At 47.7% G+C, this 21,357-nt stretch carries 13 protein-coding genes and 2 tRNA genes; 5 read left to right on the top strand and 10 right to left on the bottom strand.

What is annotated here, in order from left to right:
* Nucleotides 1–72 precede the first annotated feature (72 nt).
* Entirely contained in the window at nucleotides 73–282 is a 210-nt protein-coding gene (locus EQU24_RS09895; RefSeq protein ID WP_014148124.1) for a heavy-metal-associated domain-containing protein, read from the bottom strand.
* Between the two features lie 215 nt (nucleotides 283–497).
* Between EQU24_RS09895 and EQU24_RS09890 the strand changes: the two genes are divergently transcribed.
* From EQU24_RS09890 to EQU24_RS09875, 4 genes are read left to right on the top strand one after another with little or no spacing between them, the layout of a single operon-like run.
* Nucleotides 498–1,697, top strand: coding sequence for an EAL and HDOD domain-containing protein (locus EQU24_RS09890; RefSeq protein WP_017839658.1), 1,200 nt, complete (start codon nucleotides 498–500; stop codon nucleotides 1,695–1,697).
* An 8-nt stretch (nucleotides 1,698–1,705) separates the two neighbouring features.
* Complete coding sequence (locus tag EQU24_RS09885; protein WP_017839659.1) at nucleotides 1,706–2,146, top strand: rhodanese-like domain-containing protein; 441 nt, start codon at nucleotides 1,706–1,708, stop codon at nucleotides 2,144–2,146.
* The gene (hflD, locus tag EQU24_RS09880) at nucleotides 2,143–2,772 is read left to right on the top strand and encodes a high frequency lysogenization protein HflD (RefSeq protein WP_014148121.1); all 630 of its coding nucleotides are present in this window, start codon (nucleotides 2,143–2,145) and stop codon (nucleotides 2,770–2,772) included. The genes EQU24_RS09885 and hflD overlap by 4 nt, the downstream gene beginning before the upstream one ends.
* Nucleotides 2,773–2,784: 12 nt before the next feature.
* Nucleotides 2,785–3,720, top strand: a complete 936-nt coding sequence (locus EQU24_RS09875) for an ABC transporter ATP-binding protein (protein WP_014148120.1) — start codon at nucleotides 2,785–2,787, stop codon at nucleotides 3,718–3,720.
* Nucleotides 3,721–4,299: 579 nt separating this feature from the next.
* Here the strand turns inward: EQU24_RS09875 and EQU24_RS09870 are convergent.
* The 5 genes from EQU24_RS09870 to EQU24_RS09850 form a co-directional block, all read right to left on the bottom strand.
* Entirely contained in the window at nucleotides 4,300–5,571 is a 1,272-nt protein-coding gene (locus EQU24_RS09870) for a hybrid sensor histidine kinase/response regulator (RefSeq protein WP_017839660.1), read from the bottom strand.
* A gap of 518 nt (nucleotides 5,572–6,089) precedes the next feature.
* Nucleotides 6,090–9,650 carry a PAS domain S-box protein gene (locus EQU24_RS09865; protein ID WP_017839661.1) on the bottom strand — a complete coding sequence of 1,187 codons (3,561 nt, stop codon included), beginning with the start codon at nucleotides 9,648–9,650 and terminating at the stop codon, nucleotides 6,090–6,092.
* Nucleotides 9,647–11,263, bottom strand: a complete 1,617-nt coding sequence (locus EQU24_RS09860) for a sensor histidine kinase (protein WP_017839662.1) — start codon at nucleotides 11,261–11,263, stop codon at nucleotides 9,647–9,649. Before EQU24_RS09860 ends, EQU24_RS09865 begins: the two co-directional genes overlap by 4 nt.
* 813 nt (nucleotides 11,264–12,076) lie before the next feature.
* Nucleotides 12,077–14,332, bottom strand: coding sequence for a PAS domain-containing protein (locus EQU24_RS09855; RefSeq protein WP_017839663.1), 2,256 nt, complete (start codon nucleotides 14,330–14,332; stop codon nucleotides 12,077–12,079).
* Nucleotides 14,333–14,336: 4 nt separating this feature from the next.
* A complete protein-coding gene (locus tag EQU24_RS09850) occupies nucleotides 14,337–15,437 on the bottom strand; it encodes a response regulator (protein WP_017839664.1) in 1,101 nt (366 codons plus the stop codon).
* A 478-nt stretch (nucleotides 15,438–15,915) separates the two neighbouring features.
* Between EQU24_RS09850 and EQU24_RS09845 the strand changes: the two genes are divergently transcribed.
* Nucleotides 15,916–17,865: a helix-hairpin-helix domain-containing protein gene (locus EQU24_RS09845; protein ID WP_017839665.1), complete on the top strand. Its 1,950-nt coding sequence runs from the start codon at nucleotides 15,916–15,918 to the stop codon at nucleotides 17,863–17,865.
* Between the two features lie 627 nt (nucleotides 17,866–18,492).
* Here the strand turns inward: EQU24_RS09845 and gpmI are convergent.
* The 4 genes from gpmI to EQU24_RS09825 form a co-directional block, all read right to left on the bottom strand.
* Complete coding sequence (gene gpmI / locus EQU24_RS09840; RefSeq protein ID WP_017839666.1) at nucleotides 18,493–20,145, bottom strand: 2,3-bisphosphoglycerate-independent phosphoglycerate mutase; 1,653 nt, start codon at nucleotides 20,143–20,145, stop codon at nucleotides 18,493–18,495.
* Nucleotides 20,146–20,482: 337 nt separating this feature from the next.
* Nucleotides 20,483–20,556 (bottom strand) — tRNA-Cys (locus tag EQU24_RS09835).
* A 47-nt stretch (nucleotides 20,557–20,603) separates the two neighbouring features.
* Nucleotides 20,604–20,678, bottom strand: a tRNA-Gly gene (locus EQU24_RS09830).
* A 50-nt stretch (nucleotides 20,679–20,728) separates the two neighbouring features.
* Nucleotides 20,729–21,274 carry a hypothetical protein gene (locus tag EQU24_RS09825; RefSeq protein WP_017839667.1) on the bottom strand — a complete coding sequence of 182 codons (546 nt, stop codon included), beginning with the start codon at nucleotides 21,272–21,274 and terminating at the stop codon, nucleotides 20,729–20,731.
* Nucleotides 21,275–21,357 lie beyond the last annotated feature (83 nt).

Here is a 21,357-nt window from a genome sequence, read left to right as displayed (position 1 = left end):
TCATCTTTCACCTTTCATCTTTCATCTTTCATCTTTCATCTTTCATCTTTCACCTTGAACCTTATTAATCCCTCATTCCACAGAAAAACCCGCATCGATCACGGCATCTTCTATTTCTTCGACCTCGATCTTAGCCGGATCGTAGCCCACCTCCACTTTATTGTCTTTATGGCTTGCGGAAACCGATAACACACCATCCAGTGTTTTTAATTTATCGCTGATATTGGTTTCGCAACCGCCGCATTTCATACCTGTTACCGTCAGCACAATTGTCTCGCTCATGTCCTCTCCACTGATTCTAGTCATAATATTAAATTAAAACGCACTATGCACCGCTCGACGCATATTTGTTAAACATGATATAAACTAATTCAAAAAAATAGTCTAACGCTCAAATACAATACAACCAAATACAATGCTTTCATACTTTGTTTTATACTCGAATTTTGGCGCCGGTTTAAAGAAGCACCGGGATATTCAGCAATGGGCATATCTAAATGACAAACTTTTTGATTGGTCGTCAACAAATTTTCAATAGAAAACTTGAAATCTATGCCTATGAAATTCTTTTTCGAGGTCATGAATACGACTTGGCGCAAGAAAGCCAAGCCACGCAAGCGACCAACCAAATCGTTACCGATACGATACTCGAACTCGGCATTAATCAATTGGTCGAAAGCCACAGGGCTTTCATTAACTTTACCGGCCAAAATATCCTTGAAAAAACACCGTTAAGCCTTCCCAAAGAACGCATTGTTATTGAGCTACTAGAAGACATCAAAGTCGATTTAAGAATCATCAACAACATTAAAGAGCTAAAGCAACTCGGCTATACCTTAGCACTGGATGATTTTGTGTTGACTGACGAATGGCGGCCTTTACTAGAGTACGTTGACATCATCAAACTCGATGTCTTGCAAATGTCCGAGCAAGAAACCCTCGACATAATCAAACAACTCAAACATTACCCCGTTAAGTTATTGGCCGAAAAAGTCGAAAGCCACCAACAATACGAACAACTACTCGAACTTGGCTGCGACTATTTTCAAGGTTTTTTTCTCAGCAAACCGAACATCGTCGAAGGCCGGCGTTTGGGTATAAACCAAACAGCGGCAATCAGATTGTTGGCTGCAGTCAATAATCCCAACGTAGAATTTCTCGAACTAACACAAATCATTTCGCAAGATGTCACATTAAGCTTTAAATTATTGCACTACATTAACTCGGCTTTTTTTGCGATTCCACGACGCATCGAATCGATCCGGCATGCCGTCTCTTATCTTGGCCTGAATGAAATCAAACGATGGTGTAATATTCTAACTTTCGCCTCATTATCGAATAAACCGAAAGCCCTACTTCAAACAGCCTTGATTCGAGCTAAAATGTGCGAACTATTAGCCCGGCACCTTAGCGAAGAACCCGAACATTACTTTTTAATCGGTATACTATCGAGTCTCGACAGTATTCTAGATTTGCCGATCGATGAAGCGCTCGGTCAATTACCATTGACGGCCGATGTCGCGATTGCTATTTTGGAAAAGAATGGATTAGGCGGAGAAATTCTTCAATTCGTGCTCGGTTTCGAGCAATGGTTGCCGCAATCGATACACTTCAAAGCTTTAACTCCGGCGATGATTAACACTGCGTATCTGGAAAGCATCGACTGGGCGAATCAAATCATGAACAACATCGAATAACCGATTCCATGAACAAACTTTTATTTTTATTTTCATTGATGATCCATACGCAGTTACTATCGGCAAATGAGCTTGGGGCTATCGATATACCGCAAATGCTCGAAATGAAAAACAAGCAAAATGCTTTGATCATCGATATCCGTACCGAAAAAGAATGGGCCGAGACTGGAACGATACCTCACAGTGTAAGGCTTCAATTTTTCGATAGTCGAGGCAGCTACGATGCAGAACAATGGCTAAGCGAAATGGAAAAATTACGCACTTCACCGAATCAACCCGTCGTGCTGGTATGCCGATCCGGCAATCGAAGTGAAAAAGCCGGTAATCTCCTAGTACAAACATTCGGTTTAGACAATATTAACCATCTACAAAACGGTATTCAGCCTTGGATTCAAGCCGGCTATGCCACCACTCAACATTGCCCCGGTCTATTGGCTTGTAAACAATGACAAAAAATCTCAACACCATCACCAACCAAGCAATCGCACTCGCAGGCATCGCCCAAGCGGCCGCGCTGGTCAGGCAATTGGCAACAACCGGCAAATCGGATCCCGATGCAACCGAAGCCAGTATCGCCAGCATTCTTAAAATCGACTCGGATACGGTTGAAGACATTTATGGCGGCCTAGCCGGTATCAAATTCGGATTGGAACAACTCAACCGGCAAATGACCGGTTTCGATATCGCAGATCCCGAACAAGCACGATATGCGGCATCGCTAGTATTTTTAGAAAAACAGGTATCAAACCGTCCCGATTTAATGGAAGTCATCGGTAAAGGCATCGAAAAAGCCCAACACCAAAGCGAAACTTTCGGGCTTTTGCACGAAAACGTATTAGCCAACCTCGGCGACATTTATCACAACACGATCAGTACGCTACAACCGAGGATCATGGTCAACGGCGAACAACATTATTTATCGAGACCCGATACCGTCAATAAAATCAGAGCCCTGCTGCTAGCTGGCATACGCTCGGCAATCCTATGGAAGCAATGCGGCGGATCGCGTTGGAAATTTTTGTTCTTCCGGAAAAAACTACAAACGGAAGTCGAAGCACTGCTACAAAGAATCTAACCGAATTGCGTTATGAGTCATCTGATAATAGCCGAACATTTATACCGTTATTACGGCAAACTTTGCGCGGTCGACGATGTCAGTTTTACCCTGTCTAAAGGCGAAGTACTAGGCTTTTTAGGACCGAACGGCGCCGGTAAAACCACGACGATGCAGATGCTCTGCGGCAATCTCGCTCCCAGCGCCGGACTCATTACTATCAACGGTTACGACATACTCGATAAACCGAAATCGGCTAAGTTGAAACTCGGCTATTTACCGGATACACCTCCGCTATACCGTGAATTGACCGTCGATGAATTTTTGCATTATTGCGCGCGACTCCATCGTCTAACGCGCGGCCATATTTCAAAAGCCATCGCAACAGCCAAGGAGCGCTGCGGCTTAAGAGAAGTCGCGAGCCGGCTCATCGGCAATCTTTCCAAAGGCTTTCAACAACGGGTCGGCATCGCTCAAGCCATCTTGCACAATCCTGACGTCGTTATTCTCGATGAACCGACCGTGGGTCTTGACCCGATACAAATCCGAGAAATTCGAAACCTGATCCGTGAACTGGGCCGAGACCACGGCGTCATTCTGTCCACTCATATTCTGCCGGAAGTCCAAGAATCCTGCACACATGTACAAATTATTCAGCACGGCAAATTGATTTTTCACGAAACGATCGAAGGGCTCAATCGTCAGTTAAAGACAAGTACGCTACAAATCAAAACGCGACTACCGGCCGATTTCAATAGCTTGAAAGCGATACCCGGCATATTGTCAGTCGAAGGCTTACCCGGAAACATTACGCGATTACACCACGATAATACGCAAAATCTTAACGAACATATTACCGAAACTGCCGTTCGCCTAGGTTGGGGACTACTGGAAATTACCGAAATGAAACAATCGCTTGAAGACGTTTTTGTCAAACTGACTGAATCGAGCCATCGTAACGCAGTTTGATAATAAGAAATTTATTAACGGTATCCAGTTACTTTCTGAACAGAGTCAATATGTGTCAGCTCTAAGCTTTATCCTAACGTTCATGAAAGCCCGGCAATCACCCCGGCAAATGAAAGTACGAGACGTGGGGAGGGCGCGGTCACTCGCCCGACAGGACGCCGTGAATACGTCCATGTAGGCTCGATGGCGGCTATCCTGCCGCCAACGCCTGTCGATCGAGCAACCGCACCCTCTCCGGAACCGGCATTGCCAGAACAGAGATTTGTATATCGAAAAATTAGATAATGAATCCAAATTTACGAACTTTCACAGTAAAAAGAGCAGTTGAAATGTGTTGTAGACCGTTCGTGCTGAGCTAAGTCGAAGCATGAAGGGTATACAACACTTTCACCGTCGTGGTGAAGGGTACGATCACTCACCCGACAGGCCAGCTCCATTCTGGTCCCTCACCGGGCGTTAGATGATGGACCGCACACACCGATGCCTGCTCAGGCGCTGCCGAAATTTGAAGCATGAAAGGTATAATTAAATACTTTCGTGATTTTCGTGTGTTTCGTGGACAAAATGCTTTTTATGGATTTATAACGGAGCCTCAGCTCCGGCCTCTTTATTGACCGGCAAATAGACACGGAATTTTGTTCCTTTACCTAATTCCGATGTCAAATCGATCGTCCCGCCATGCTCCTTGATGATCTTATAGGACAGCGATAAACCCAAGCCCGTCCCCTTACCGACCGGCTTAGTCGTAAAAAACGGGTCGAATATTTTCCGCCTAACCTCCTCGGACATGCCGCAACCGGTATCTTCAACCTCTATCCATACCCTATCGTTACCTTGACCGCCCGTTCTTATAATTATTTTTCCTGATTTTTCGATGGCTTGGGCGGCATTCACCAGCAAATTCATCACGACTTGATTGATCTGTGAGCCGACGCAGTTAATCGGTGTAAGCCCCCCATATTCCTTGATAATTTCCGCCTTATATTTTAATTCGTTATTCACGATGTTAAGTGTGGCATCGATGCCCGACTCAAGGTCATGCAGACCGCTTTCGTTCTCATTCATATGCGAAAACTCGCGAAGATTCTGAATGATTTTTCTTGCTCGCACTGCCCCTTCGATCGACTCCTCGATCAAATCGCCTAAATCGGCTTTAAAATCATCGTAATCCAATTCTTCTTTAAGCTTCTGGAAAAACAACACATCGGGGTGGTCTTGCGGCAACTGCCGGGAAAATTTTTCGGCCAATTCGAAAATAGACAACACCGACTGTAAGCGATCTTTTAAGCCTTCCAAATTCGCATATACATAACTCAGCGGGTTATTGATCTCATGAACAATACCGGCCGCCAACAAGCCTAATGATGCCATTTTTTCGGATTGAAATAAAAACGCCTGAGCCTCTTTTAATTCGCCCATGCGGCGTTCGATTTCGCTTTTTAGCCATACATTTTGACTTTCCAGTAAGTCGCGCTCGTTTTTTAGCGCCAATTGGCTTTTAACTCGAGCCATGACGATGCCCGGCACAATCGGTTTAACGATATAATCGACGGCCCCCAATTGCAAACCGAACGCCTCATCGGCTTGATCGTCTAGCGCCGTCACGAAAATCACCGGGATTTCACAACATTCCGGTTCGGCTTTCAGTCGACGGCACAAATCGTAACCGCTCATCCCCGGCATCATCACATCAAGCAATATCAAATCAGGCATATACTCGCGCGCCAATTTCAAACCTTTTTCACCGGATGTAGCAACTTGAACACTATAATCATCTTTTAAAACTCCAGCCATCAGTTCAAGATTAGCCGGCATATCGTCGATGATCAGTATCTTTTTTTTATTATCCATGCTCATTTCTCATACTTATCAAGCCGCGCATTAATCGAATACCGAACGCTTACTGTGAAAGTTCGCGGATTTGAAATCTTAATCTAGTTTTTCGATATTCAACACAATGCCGGTTCCGAAGAGGGGGCGGTTGCTCGATCGACAGGCGTCGGCGGCAGGGAGCCGCCGTCGAGCCTACATGGACGTATTCACGGCGTCCTGTCGGGCGAGTGACCGCACCCTCCCCACCCCAGAGAGCTTTCATTTACCGGGGCGATGGCTAGGCCTTCATGAACGTTACTGTGAAAGTTCGTAGATGTAGACTCTTTATCTAATTTTTCGATATACAAAAGCTCAGCAACGAAAATGCCGGTACCGAAGAGGGTGCGGTTGCTCGATCGACAGGCGTCGGCGACAAGAATAGCCGCCGTCGAGCCTACATGGACGTATTCACGGCGTCCTGTCGGGCGAGTAACCGTACCTTACCCTTACCCCTCGCGCTCTCATTTTCCGGTGTAATGACGGCTTCTTCATGATTGTTAGGATTTAGACAAACCGTCATTATCCTTATCCGATACACTTCTCAATATCCGTAAAGCCTCATCATAATCGAACCGGTCAATATACCGATTAAATATCGCATAACGATCGCCCAAATAGACCCGCAACATCGCCGCCGATTCACGGCTTAAACTGCCGGCTTTAACATTGCTCTCATCCAGTAAGCGCTCAAGGTCTTGGATGAGGCTCCTCAAACGCTCTGGATCGATATCAATCGACTCGAGATCATCCTGTTCGGTTGCTTCGGGCAAAGACTGAATTGCCTCGACCAACTGTATTAATTCATGTTCGCATGCAAGCGCCAATTTCATACAATCGTCCGGCCCGGCATCCGCACGTAAGGCATTGTCCAATGCTGCCGCACAATCGGCGACAACCCTAGCGCCTAAAGTCGCGGCTACGCCTTTCAGACCATGCGCTAAGCGACGAACGGCTTCGTTATCGCCGGAAGCTAATTGTTTCCGTGCCAGACTCATGTCTTGTCGATGCGATTGCGCAAACATGCGTAGAAGCCGTCGATACTTACCAATATCGCCGTTGACCATTTGCAGGCCCTTAACCGTATCCACGCCCGGTATATCCCCTAGCTCGCTTTGGCTATTCGATTGATCGAACACCATTCGAGACTCCTCAGACCGATTATCGAGCTCCGGCAAGTCATGTTTTTCGCGCGCCAACCAACGCAACACCACGGTATAAAGTACCTCCGGAATCACCGGCTTGGCGATGAAATCATTCATTCCGGCGTCAAAACAAACACGACGATCTTCGTCGAAAGCATTAGCGGTCATCGCCAAAATCGGCAACCGCACATACTCCGTTTGAGAACGAATCGCCCGGGTAGCCGCCAAACCGTCCATCTCGGGCATCTGCATATCCATCAATATCAAATCGTACTGTTTCGACCGGACTTTATCCAATGCCACACGGCCATTTTCGGCCGTATCCACCGACAAACCGACACCATGTAATAACTCTAAAACGACTTCTCGATTAATCGGGTTGTCTTCCGCCACAAGTAAACGCGCCCCCGCATATCGGCGACGCAATAGATCATCGACAGCTCTAGTTGTTTCAACTTGTACCGCAGGCATCACTCCACGCCCGCGCCGAAGCCAAGCGGTAAACCAAAATGTACTACCCTGCCCAATCCGGCTTTCAACGCCAACGTCCCCGCCCATCATGGTCGCAAGCCTTTTGGTAATCGCCAACCCCAAACCGGTACCGCCGTATTTTCGGGTAATCGACACATCGGTTTGAGAAAAAGATTCAAACAATAACGGCAAGTGCTCTTCGGCGATGCCGATTCCCGAATCCTGAACTTCAAAACGTACTAACAAGCCTTGCTCGTTCTCTTGTAACAGTTTGGCGCGCAAGACAATCGAGCCTTTCTCGGTGAATTTCACCGCATTGCCCGCATAGTTCAACATCGCTTGACGCAGACGTGTCGGATCGCCTCTAAGCCAATGAGGAACGCCGTCGCTACCCGAACTAACCGACAAGCCTTTGAGCTTGGCTTGATCGGAAACCAATGACTTAATATGATCCAATACGGCCTCGAGCGCGAAGTCGGTTTGCTCTAATTGCAAACGTCCAGCCTCGATCTTGGATAAGTCCAAAATATCATTAATAATCGACAACAAGTGTTGAGCGGAAACCTCGATTTTAGTCAGGCGTTCGCCTTGCACGGGCGACAACGGGCTTTGTTTTAATAAATATGTCAATCCCAGAATCGCATTCATCGGCGTACGGATTTCATGACTCATATTCGCTAGAAACGAGCTCTTAGCCTTGTTTGCCGCATCCGCCGCGGCACGCGCTTTTTCCAGCTCCGCCGTTCGATCGGCGACCAGTTCTTCCAAATGATGACGGTAGCGATCCAATTCCTCGCCGTTATGTTTTTTGTCGGTAATATCCTCTTTGACCGACACATAATGCGTAATACGACCATCCGGTTGACGGAGCGGCGAAACGATCGCGAACTCGATATATTCGCTGCCGTCCTTGCGCCGGTTAATAAATTCGCCTTTCCAAGTTTCACCGCGCCTCATTGCATCCCAAAATTGAATGAACGTCTCAGGCGGCGTCTTACCGGAGTGTAAAATTTTAGGATTACGACCGATTACCTCGTCAAGGCTAAAGCCTGTAATGGCCAAAAATGCTTGATTGACATATTCGATCTCGGCATCCAAATTGGTGATCACAATGCTTTCGGGACTCTGCTCGACAGCCTGAGCGAGCTTGCGCAACTGCTCCTCGGTTCGTTTACGCTCAGTAATATCGCGGACAATACCAGCAGCATGCCAATGCCCGTCCAATTTGACCGACGACAGGGAAAGCTCGACCAAAAACTCCTCGCCGTTTCGGCGAACGGCCGGCAATTCCAAAGTACGGCCGACAACAGGTCCCTCCCCTGTTTGTTTGAAATACGATAACCCGGCTGAGGCCGCGTCATGTAAACGGGAAGGCGCAATCAAAGAATGCAGCGTTTTCCCCTTCACATCGTCTTGCGTATAACCGAATATTGCCTCGGCTCCGGGATTCCAAATAATTATTTGTTCGTTTGCATCCATTAAAATAAAGGCATCCCGAATGTTCTCCACCGCCACCCGGAAACGCGCTTCACTATCGCGCAACTCTTGCTCCATCAATTTTTGCGCAGTAATATCGCGATGGTATCCATGCTTGCCTAGATAAGCCCCGTTCTCGTCATGGATAGCCTTATTCTGATGACTGATCCAACGGATAGTGCCATTCTTGTGTACGATTCGAAATTCCAAATAGCCCTTTTTGTCTTTGCTATCGCTCATCAGATAGTGCCAATATCTATCCCGATCCTCTTCATGCACAAGCTCGTCCATGAGCTTGGCATTTTCAAGAAACGCATCGGCGGGGTAACCTGTTATTTGCGCACACCCCGGCGAAATATAATTGAATTGCCCATCAGGATTGAGCCAAAAAATACAATCTGAAGAATTCTCGGCCAACAACCGAAATTTGGCTTCCGACTCCAACAATGCGGCATGCGCCTGTTCAGCCCTGGTTTGCGCAACGATCGCATCCTCCATTAAGTTCAACGCGGCCAGACGCGCTTGGCGTTGCTCCTCGAGGGCTTTCGCCTGGCTTTGCTTTAACGCGACTTCGGCATGTTGCAGAGCTCGATGCTCTTTGACTTCATTTAGAGCGCGATGGATGGACGAAGGCAAGCGGGCAAGATTATCCTTGAGTACGAAATCGCTGACGCCTTGCCATAACAAGTCCACGGCGACTTCTTCGCCGATCGCACTCGTCACTAAAATTACCGGCAAGTCATCCCGGTACGATTTGATAGATTGGAGGGTCGAACGAAAATTCATGCCGGGTACATTATAATCGGAGAGCACCACATCCCATTCGTTTTGCAAGGCCCGCTGCAACTCCGCATTGGAGTTTACGCAATAACACACAGATGCGAGTCCATGCCTTCGCAAATAGCGCTCCAACAACAAAAAATCTGCCGCACTATCCTCAATAACAAGAATTTTTTGCACATCATTCATGACGACTTGTTTCCTTCGACTGCAATTTCAGGCAATGAAAAGCAAAACTCAGCGCCTTTACTCGGTTGGCTATCGACTTCGATTACGCCGCCATGCCGATTGATGATGCGTTTAACGGTAGCCAAACCGATACCAATTCCGGGAAATTCATTTTGATGATGCAAGCGTTGGAAAGGTTGAAATAAGCGTTCGGCATTTGCCATATTGAAGCCGACGCCATTGTCGGCCACACAAAAATAGCGAACGCCTTCTCGATCTTGGGCAAACACGCGAATGCTCGCCGCTTTTTGTTTAGCCGTATATTTCCAAGCATTTTCGAGCAAATTTGATATGACCGACTCGATCATGCGTTTATCACAACTGGCATTCAGACCTTGTTCGACCCGCACATCGACATGACGCCCCGGATTACTATCGGAGAGTTCGGCGAGCACGCGAACCGCCAGCGAAGAAATATCAACCCGATCACGGCTTAGCTCGCCGCGGGTATTTCGCGATAACGATAATAAGCCGTCGATCAAATCATTCATACGGCGGGTCGCAACACCGATCTGCTGCAAATATTCTTTTGCCTGGTCTTGCAGTTCATCCGCATAGTCTTCGATTAAGGCCCAACTAAAACCATTCAATGCTCGGATCGGAGCCCGTAAATCATGGGAGACCGCATAAGCGAAGCTGTCTAATTCCTGATTCGCCAAGGTCAGTTCTTCGGTTCTTTCCTCTACGCGCCGCTCTAAATCGGCATTGAGTCTGAGTATCTCTAACTCGTAATGCTTCCGCTCGGTTATATCCCGAGCAATCGTGGAAGAAGCCACCACTTTTTTCTCTTTATCGAAAATAGGTGAAATAGTCATCGCCACATCGAACAAATTGCCATTCTTATGTAAACACTGTAATTCGTGCTGCCTGACCGATTGCCCCCTGCCGACCGCTTCGACTAGCATCTGCTCTTGATTACGCTGTGTGGGTGCCATCAGCGAGAGCAGCGATTGCCCTAAAACTTCCTTCGAGGTATAGCCAAACATCGCCTCAGCCGCCCTGTTCCAATCCGTTATGATTCCATCGGCACTGCCGCCAATAATCGCATCATCGGAAAACTCGACAATAGCCGCACGAAGTATTCGTTCCTTATGCAAGCTTAGTTCGATTTCAGACTTTGCTTGCCTTAACTGTTCTTCGACCCTTCTTCGTTCGATGATTTCAGCTTGTAATTGCTCATTGACTCGACGCAATTGCGAGGGACTGGGTAATCTAAGAGCATCGGGAAGTACATACCAGAGTGACACGGCGGCGCCGATCGAAATCAGAGCGGTAGCCGACTTGAAAATAACATCCAAGCCATACCAAGGTTGCCACAGTAAGACGGCCCCGAGCAGATGAGTCATTCCGCAAGCCATGATAAACGTGGCGAACATCCACAGCACCCATTGATAAGGAAAGTCCTTGCGTCGTCTCGCGAAATAAGACAACGCGGCCGGCATGGAAAAATAAGCGAGAAAAATCAATGTTTCGCTGACGACATAAGCCATCACCAAGGGCGGCGACCAACTTAAACAATAACCGTGAGGAAGCAAACCCTTTGTTGACAGAAATTGGCTCAGTTCATCGATCATGACGCCACCGAATCAAGGCTAAAAAATGGATTGTATTTAACATATTTCAATAGATCCTGAGACTCAAATCTAAACTGGGTCGTTAAAGCATGGCGTAGGCTACGCAATCGGGCATGGGCTTGAATAGACTCTTCAAATGGTTCCCACGCTCTGCCCCACTGCCATTAAGGAACGGGTAACCCGTCATTCCGCCATGGACTGGCGGAATCCAGTGCCATGGATGGCAAGCTGTTAAAGTACATTAGAGCCTGAATGCAAGAAGTACTTATTTTTATGACGGCTTAACTTAATGGCAGTGACTCTCTGTCCTCGTCCTTATATACCTTTCGCACTTCAAATTTCGGCATTAGCCTATGGAGGTGCCGGGGTGTTAGGTCGATTTTTGCTCCTGCAAAATCGACATTCACGCCATCCATGGCGCTCGCAAAGGCTTTGATAGCATGGATGCTATCATAGAGCCTACATAGACGTATTTACGGCGTCCTTTGACAGGCACCCCGGCACCGAAATTTGACAAGCAAAGGGTATAGATATTGTAGGATACGCTGCGCATACCTTCATGCCGTTAAGTATCGAATCTCTACCTAGATCGAACCATAAGGTCTTGTGTCGAAATTGGCAGGGTTACCCTGGTACGCACAGCGTACCCTACAGAGTTCCAGCGCTTGCATGATTTTGCCATCGCGCTGGATGGCCGGCAGCGTATCGAAAAAGAAATGTGCATAACGAAAAGCACGGAGCGTGGCGACGATGAATACACTACAAGTCCTCCGGGAGCGTATTGGGGTATCAAAAGCTTAAGTTATTTCACGCTCATTCCTTACCGCTTTCGTTGAATTGTATATCTTGCTGAGAATTATCGAGAAAAGCTAGCGGATAAGGCGGACTCTGCCCTAGCCGCTTAGAAAGTTCATTGATTTTCTGCTTTAATGCAATCATATCGAGCTCACGCCCAACCGTCGCGCGATTAAAGCGCTCCAATTCCTGATTACGATCCTCTAGCTCTTCGGTTTGCCGGCGAAGCGTCTCTTCAACGGCCTTACGAGCGGTGATATCGGTATGAGCGATGACCACGCCGTGTTCCTCAGTCTCCAATGGAGTGGCAGTCATCATAAACCAGCGCTGCCGTTCCGGCGAATGGCAGGCATATTCCAAGTAAAAAACTGGAACACGGCCTTCCAAAACCGCTAAAATTCCGTCTCTTGCCGTCATCGCGCCTTCGGACGATGGGCCGGTGCTTCTTTGACAAACGTCCAAATAATTTACGCCGACATCAACTGAATTAAACGCCTCTCCGGACGCCAGTCCGTTGTCATGAGCAAAGCGCCGCCACGGTTGATTGACCGCTACAACGATTCCCTGTTTATCCAATACAGCGATATGCGCATTAACCGAATCCAAAATCGCACGCTTAAACGCTTCGCTTTGCCGCACAGCCAATTCCGCTTGCTTTCGTTCCGTGATATCTTGATCGAGGCCTCGAAAACCGAGCAATTGACCACCATCATCGAGAATCGGCGTACCGTGAGACATGATAAAACGCAAGGCGCCGTCTTTGTGACAATTTATGCTCTCAATGTCACGAAACGATTTACGATGGGTCTTAATGCCTGCAAACCATTCACGTAGCTTGTCGGCTTCTTCGGAAGGCATAAAATCGAAGGGTGTCTTACCTAGCACTTCTTCGGGCGCATATCCAAGCATTTCGAATACGCCGTCAGATGAGTAAATGTAACGCGCGTTTGTGTCGATTTCCCAAATCCAGTCCGCAGAAACATTTGCGATATCGTAAAAACGCCGCTCGCTTTCACGAAGCGCGTCTTCGGCGGCTTTGCGCGCGCTGATGTCGAGAAAGAGCCCTATGACGGCCGGCCGGCCTTGATAGTCGAAGGCACTGCCATGCGCTTCGATATACACAGGACTTCGGTCGCGGCGTAATGCGGTAAAACGGTAATTACTGATCGAGGATACCGTTCCATTGATCAAGCTAGCGATGTTATTGGTGACTTCCTCAAGATACTCAGGGCTGATTAAATCGTCGACCGCCAATGTGTCGATAATATGCTGTGTAGAGTCATATCCTAAAATCGATGCAAACGCCGGGTTAATGTAGCGAAATCGATTATCCTGAATGATATAAATACCGGCTAGCGATTGCTCCACCAATGCCCGAAAACGCTCCTCGCTATTTCGTAACGACCGTTCCGCTTGTTTTAGCTCGCTAATGTCGCGGGAAATCCCGAATATCCCGATGACATTATTGTCGTTATCGAACAAAGGCCCCTTAGTGGCAAGAAATGTGCGTTTTTCGTTCGAAACTTCGAGATCCTCGTAGTAAGTAATGACTCGACCTTCTTCCAAAACAGCCCTATCGTTCGCGATAAGCATTTCGGCCTGTTCGGGTGAAAAAAGCGCCGTATCGTCAAGCCCCAGAACATCGACGGCCTTTTTTCCGGTAAAACGCTCCGAAGCGGGATTAAAAAGCGTATAACGACCTTCCAAATCCTTTGCGAAAATCGCATCGTTTGAACTATCGGCGATTGCGGCTAATAAACCGAGGGCCTTTAACCGCTCCGCTTGAGCCCGTTGTATTGCTTGAGACTCGGCTAAACGTTCCTGTTGGCGTAACAGATAGAATCCCGTCCCAATTGTAAATATCGAGATTAAACCGGCAAGTCCCAACCAAGCCGAGTCTTGCATCGTTGCCGATCGTATTGGCGATAATTGCAATGGTTGATTGCCGAAAGATCCATATTGGCTATAAGCAAATACGAATAAGAAAACGGCGACAATCAATAACGTCCAATGCACGCCTGTGCCGAAACGATTTTTTTCGGTATTTTCTGCAATGGCTTCCCGGTCCACCAAGCGGTGCATTAATTGAAACAGCAGCAACGATGTGACAATAACGAAGCCCCCCCCCTTAATGGTGCTAATTAACGCTATGTTATCCGACTCATCAATAAGACTTGATAACAAGCTATCGGAAAAGAATATCCACAACGCGGCGTACAACGCATAAGTCAATACGACACGGATGATTTCCGCCCGAGGGTGTCGACGAGACATTTTGTTATGCCATTACCGAATCGCTATATCGGTCGGCTATTTCGCAAAAGACATCGAAATGCTTCAAAAACACATCGACCATGACCGGATCGAAATGACTGCCGCGCCCCAAAGCAATAATATCCCTGGCTTCACCGTAACTCATCGGCGCCTTATAAACACGCGGAGAAATCAAAGCATCGAAGACATCGGCCAGCGCCATGATGCGCGCCGAAACCGGTATGCTTTCGCCGGACAAGCCATCCGGATAACCGGAACCGTTCCATTTTTCATGATGCCAATGGGCTATTTCCTTAGCCAACGACAAAAATTCGACTTGCCCCGCGGCATCTTGTTCAGCCATTTCAATCGCTTCGCTACCGATACGGGCATGCGTCTTCATCACGGCCCATTCGGCGGATGTCAATGGCCCCGGCTTGAGCAAGATGGCATCGGGAATACCGACCTTGCCGATATCGTGTAACGGCGCCGAACGACTCAATAGTTTGATAAATTTATCGGTCAGCATATCGCAAAATCCAGGGGAATCGCGCAAAGCCAAGGCCAACTCTTGCACATAACCTTGGGTTCGCAGAATATGATTGCCGGTTTCAGGATCGCGCGCTTCGGCCAGATGAGCGAGAGCCCTGATACTGACCTCTTGTATCAGCTCGTTTTCCGCCATACGCCGCGCAATCTCGGCTTCCAACCAAGAATTTTGAGCCGACAAGCGATCGCGCGCTTGTTTAAGCTCTAATTGAATTCGGACGCGCGCCATGACGATCGGGGGCGAAATCGGTTTGGTAATATAATCGACAGCACCGAATTCCAAACCCTGGAATTGCGCTTCGTCACTGTCCATCGCGGTGACGAAAATAATCGGAATATCTTTCGTGGCCGAATCGGCACGCAAATGCTCGAATACTTGATAACCGTCCATACCCGGCATCATCACATCGAGCAAAATTAAATCGGGATGCGGCGCAGTGCCGGCAATACGCAAGGCCTTTTCTCCAGACGTGGCGACGCTCACTTGAAATTGAGTTTGCAGTAAATCGCTGAGAACGCACAAATTTTCCGGCGAGTCGTCGACGATCAGTATTTTAGCGTTAGAGTTTTCCGGCATTGATAGGCTCATGGATGAGTGGAAATGGAGTAGAGCGCTAAAAACTTCCAAGCACCTGAAATTTTGTAATTATTCCCGCCCTATCATTCCCATGCTCTGCGTCACTGCCATTAAGTTAAGGGATACCCGTCATTCCGCCATGGACTGGCGAAATCCAGCGCCATGGATGGCAAGCTTTTGAAGCACATTCGAGCCCGAATGACAGCATTACTTATTCTGTGGCGGCTTAACTTAACGGCATTGATGATCTAAGTGGGAACGAGAATTAAAGGGGACTAAATAGCTACGAAATTTTCACCAAATCTAACATACAAAAGCAAGTGCCGCACAACAATTATGGATATATTTTTGATCTGAGAGGAAAATTGCTTCAACCTATGCCTTCCGCATACCGCTCGCCAGCCATACAGGCGCCATGTGGAGATTTCGGCTATAATTTCGTACTTATCCGCATAAAAATTATCAAATCATTCCGCAGATGCTAACCGATAATCAAAAAGACATTCTCGAGCGCTCAAATGTTCAATTAAAACAACTGAGCGAGGAAAAACTCATAGCAATTGCCTCGCGAACGACCGACGAAGAGAAACTCAACGACAAGGAACTCGTCGAATTCATCGAGATAGCCAATGCCTTGTATCGAGGCGGCGATGCGCTGATTAGCGATGCCGAATACGACTTTACTTTTATCGCCGAACTGAAGCGCCGTCATCCGAACCACCCTTTCGTAACGCGCGTCGAACCGGAATCGGCTTTCGCCGGTAAAACGGTTGAATTACCGGTTAGAATGCTATCGACCGACAAGGCCTATAGTCAAAGCGAAATCGAGAATTGGGCCAAACGCATTAAAAAAGCGGCCGACGAACTAAACATAGCCTTCGATTCTCTTGTTTTCAAGGTAACGCCGAAACTGGACGGCTATGCGGCCTATGACGACGGCGAACGGCTTTATACGCGCGGCGACGGCAGAAAAGGCACCGACATCACACGCGTCTTCGAGCGCGGCTTACAAGTCGCGGATAATGGTTCCCGCGGCCTGGGTGCCGGCGAAATCGTCGTCGGCAAAACCTATTTTCAGCGTTATCTGTCCGAGTTTTTCGATAACACACGTAACTTTCAGGCCAGCGTCATCAAGGAAAAAGATCTGGAGCAACACGCGGAACAGGCGATTAAGGATCAAGCTGCGGTATTTTTTCCTTTTACGAAACTGCCCGCTTGGCAAGGCAGTTGGACGGAACTTGCCGAGCGCTTCGATGAGATCGTAAAACAAATCTGGCATGCGGTAGATTATGACGTCGACGGCGTAATACTCGAAATTACCGACGAGCGAATAAAAACCCATATGGGTGCCACCCGCCATCATCATCGTTGGCAAATCGCCTACAAGGAAAATGTCGCGACCGCCGAAGTCAAGATCCTCCAAGTCGTACCGCAAACTTCGCGCTCAGGCCGCATCACACCGGTCGTCGAAGTCGAACCGATCCGTCTGAGCGGCGCAATGTTGCAACGGGCGACCGCTCACCATTATAAGATGGTCGTCGACAAAGGGATCGGTCCCGGCGCGGTGATCAAGCTCGCCCGAAGCGGCGAGGTCATTCCGAAAATCGAGGAAGTCATCACACCGGCCGAACCGGATCTTCCGGAACAATGCCCAAGTTGCGGCAGCGAGTTGGTTTGGGACGGCGACTTTTTGTATTGCACGAACAATTTCGACTGCCCCGCCCAGGTCAGTCATTCGATAGAACATTTTTTTCGGGTACTCGGCAATAACGACGGTTACGGCCCGGCGACGATCGCCAAACTTTACGATAACGATATCCGAACGATCGATAAAATCTACCAACTCAACGCATCGGATTTCGAAGCAATGGGTTTCGGCCCGAAGCAGTCGCAAAATTTGGTCGATCAATTGCAGCGTAGTTTATCCGAACCGATCGAGGACTGGCGGTTTCTGGCCGCGTTCGGCGTATTCCGAATGGGGCTTGGCAACTGCGAAAAACTGCTCGCACACTACCGTTTACCGGAAATCTTTTCGTTGAGCGAAGCAGAAATCGTCGCGCTCGAAGGCTTCGCCGAGAAAACTGCCGATATCGTACTGAAAGGTTTGAAAAAAATCGAACCGTTGTTCAACCAATTATATCGTTTAGGCTTTGTATTGAACGAAACCAAAACCCAGGAAATGCCTGCGGGACAAAGCCCCATAGCCGGCAAATCCTTGGTGTTCACCGGCACGATGCAACAAGGCTCGCGCGAGGATATGATTCGCGAAGCCAAAGCAATGGGCGCGAAAGTCGGTAGCGCGGTTAGCGGAAAAACCGACTATTTGGTCATAGGGGAAAAGGTAGGGGCAACCAAATTAAATGCCGCCGAAAAACACGGCGTACGCATACTGAGCGAAGCCGAATATCTGGATTTGATCGGTCGATAGAATGCCTGAGGGCATATGCCTAGAACAAGCATTTCACCATGAAGATCATGAAGAATTAGCGTCTTCGTTCATCTAAGAGGTTAGAAAGTAAACTTAAGAACGAGCATGAAATAACTTCTACAAATGGTTCCCATGCTCTGCGTGGGAACCTGGACGGGGACGCTAGAGCGTCCATCTTTTTATTCACTGAGAGAGGATTGGATGCGGGAATCAAAAGTCTAATTTATTTTGTGCTTATTTTTTAGGTAATCTCTCGAAATACATCATGAACTTCATGCGCATCATGGTTAACCTGTCGAATTTAGGATAGGAGCTTTTGTCACCAAGTATTAATCTCGCTGAACAGAGGTTATCGAATATTTTGGAACGAAGTTGTTTGATAAATCCGCGGATATTGAACGTCAGCGGCTTTCCCTCACCTAGCGTGAGGTGAGGGAATCATATACCCATCGCACTTCAAATTTCGGCATTGACACATGGAGGCGCCGGGGTGTTCGGCAAAGGCTTTGACAGCAGGGATGCTGTCACAGAGCCTACATGGACGTATTCACGGCGTCCTTTGACGGACTCTTCGGCGCCGAAATTTGACCAGCAAAGGGTATAACTCAGTTATTTCATACTCATTCCTCAACCGACTTTCACGAGGCTTGGAACATAATCTTCCGGCGGCTCGAACCCTAACAACGAGATACAAGTCGCCGCCAGATTCGCAATACCGGGGTTTGGCACATCGGCCAAACTGGCATGGGCCTCCCCTGAAGGATCGTAAATAATTGCCGGCACCGGGTTCAATGAATGAGCCGTTTTGGGCTTGAACTTGCCTTCATCGTCAAGAACCAGCTTACCTGTCTTTTTATCCAGCTCGCACATGTCGTCCGCATTGCCGTGGTCTGCCGAACATACTAGAATTCCGCCTGTCTTTTTCAGTGCTTCGATAATCCTGCCGACCCCTTGATCGACGGCTTCGACAGCCACCTTGACTGCATTTACATCGCCGGTATGACCGACCATGTCGCCATTCGGATAATTCAGGCGAATAAATTGATATTCTCCGCTCTCGATCGCCTGCACGACAGCATCGGTGATTTCGTCCGCTTTCATTCGCGGCGCTTCCTCGAACGGACAAGAATCCGACGGAATTTCCACCCAGGTTTCGGTCGGGAATTTACCGGAATTATTGCCATTGAAAAAATAGGTCATGTGGCCGAATTTCTGCGTTTCGGAAATCGCCAACTGTTTTATACCGGCGTTCGACAAATATTCGCTCATCGTTCGATCAATCGCGGGCGGCGTTACCAAATAATGCTCGGGCACGCCAAGATCGCCGTCGTATTGCATCATACCCGCATATAACACATCCGGTTTCGGACCACGATCGAACTCGGTCAATTCGTCCGCTTCAAAGGCCTTGGTAATTTCCAACGCCCGATCGCCTCGGAAGTTAAAGAAGATTACGCTATCGCCATCGACAATCGGTCCGACCGGCGCTCCGTTACGCTCGATGACGAACGCGGGTAAATCTTGATCCAAAATACCGGGTTTTTCTTTACGGAAGGTTTCTATTGCTTCCTTCATCGACGCAAATCGCCGGCCTTCGGCTTTCACATGCGTATCCCAACCGCGCCGCACCATATCCCAATTGGCATTGTAACGATCCATCGTAATGTTCATGCGTCCGCCGCCGGATGCGATACAATAATCGACGCTGCCGTCGGCATTGATCTCGTTCAAAAAGGTTTCGAAGCGCTCGACATATTCCAACGCCGAAGTCGGCGGCACATCGCGCCCGTCTATCAAGGCATGAATTCGCGCCTTTTTAACGCCTTGTCCCTTGGCTTTCCGCAACATCGCTTCCAAATGATTCAGATTGGAATGCACATTGCCGTCCGAAAACAAACCGATAAAGTGTAAGGTCGATTCTTTGTTAATGACGTTTCGAATAAGCTCATCCCAAACCGACCCAGACGCGAACATAGCTCCGGATTCGATCGCCTTACCAACCAAGGATGCACCTTGAGAAAAAACACGTCCGCAACCAATGGCGTTATGGCCGACTTCCGAATTACCCATGTCGCCGTCATCGGGGAGCCCGACTGCAACGCCATGAGCACGCAACTCTGTATACAAGGCGTGCTCACGCAACCAATCCAAATTTGGCGTTGCGGATTGCAGCACAAAATCGCTTTCCGGATTTTTACCAATTCCTATCCCATCCATAATGGCCAACACCACAGGACCATTAGGCCCTGCAAAATCCTTATTCTTTTTTAATTCAATCATTTCAAACTCCGATTTAGATATACGCTGATACTGTTTAACTCGCTTTCAATATAAACATCGATAATGAAACATTACTCCCTTTAAACTCAAGTTTAGCTTTAACTTGAGATGTGTCCTTTTCGTTTACTATAGCTGACTACACGGACGTATTCACGGAGTCCAGCCAATCGAGCAACCGAACCCTCCTTAAAATAAGGAAGTTATTTACGACCAAATCATTATCCCTAGCCGAGATTTGAAGTACGAAATTTATCAATGCTGGCTTTCTAAGTTGAAATCACCCAATAAATTTTGGGCAAAAAAAAACCGCTGTGATAAGCGGTTTTTTGCACATAAATGGAGGCTGCGGCCGGAATCGAACCGGCGTAGATGGCTTTGCAGGCCACTGCATAACCACTTTGCTACGCAGCCATAATATTAAATAAAAAAGCCGCGAGATTCGCGGCTTAATAAATTATTGGAGCGGGAAACGAGATTCGAACTCGCGACCCCAACCTTGGCAAGGTTGTGCTCTACCACTGAGCTATTCCCGCATCGCTTCAATAACGAATATTATACTTAAATATTTCAGCCCGTCAACATTTTATTGAACATTTATTGAATTAGTCCAAGCTGTTTTACCTTGGCACTCGCCTTCAGCTTCAATTCTCACGTTAGCGAAGGCATTCTTTTTGCCGAAAGCATCTTGAAAACCCAGAACAGTAACAGGAGTTCCAGCCGGCATATGTTTACAACCGCCTACTCTATCGTCTTCCTCTGTATCATCATAAGCTGCAATCGTACCAGGTACTGCAACTAACCGTATTGAGGAATCCTTATCGTAAGCATTCGGTCCTTGTAAAACATATTTTTGACCAACCACCAAGTCTTTCATAACCGGCCCGGATACGGAAGAACCCGACCCACCTCCGAACATCATGATACCCAACAAGACTACGACACCGCCTACCGCACCGTAAAAAACCTTAGGCTTTTCTTCCTTGAGTTTCAATGTGGAACTTAAAAAACCACCCGCCATTTTTTTTATTGATTCTGTTTTATCTTCAGAACTCTTAGAAACTGTCTCTTTTTCAACTGTTTCCTGGGTACTTTCCGAAGCTTGGTTATTGTTGTCTTCTTCACTGCTCATAATTTCCTCTCAATTTTCTAGTTATTATAGTTAACAATAGGTTTCTACTTGTTATATACCTTTCGCATTTCAAATTTCGACAG

Origin of the sequence: Methylotuvimicrobium buryatense, assembly GCF_005931095.1 — a bacterium.
In the GTDB taxonomy this organism is placed as follows: Bacteria; Pseudomonadota; Gammaproteobacteria; order Methylococcales; family Methylomonadaceae; genus Methylotuvimicrobium; species Methylotuvimicrobium buryatense.
The sequence above is the reverse complement of the archived record's forward strand: the minus strand, read 5'-3'. Positions and strand labels throughout refer to the sequence as shown.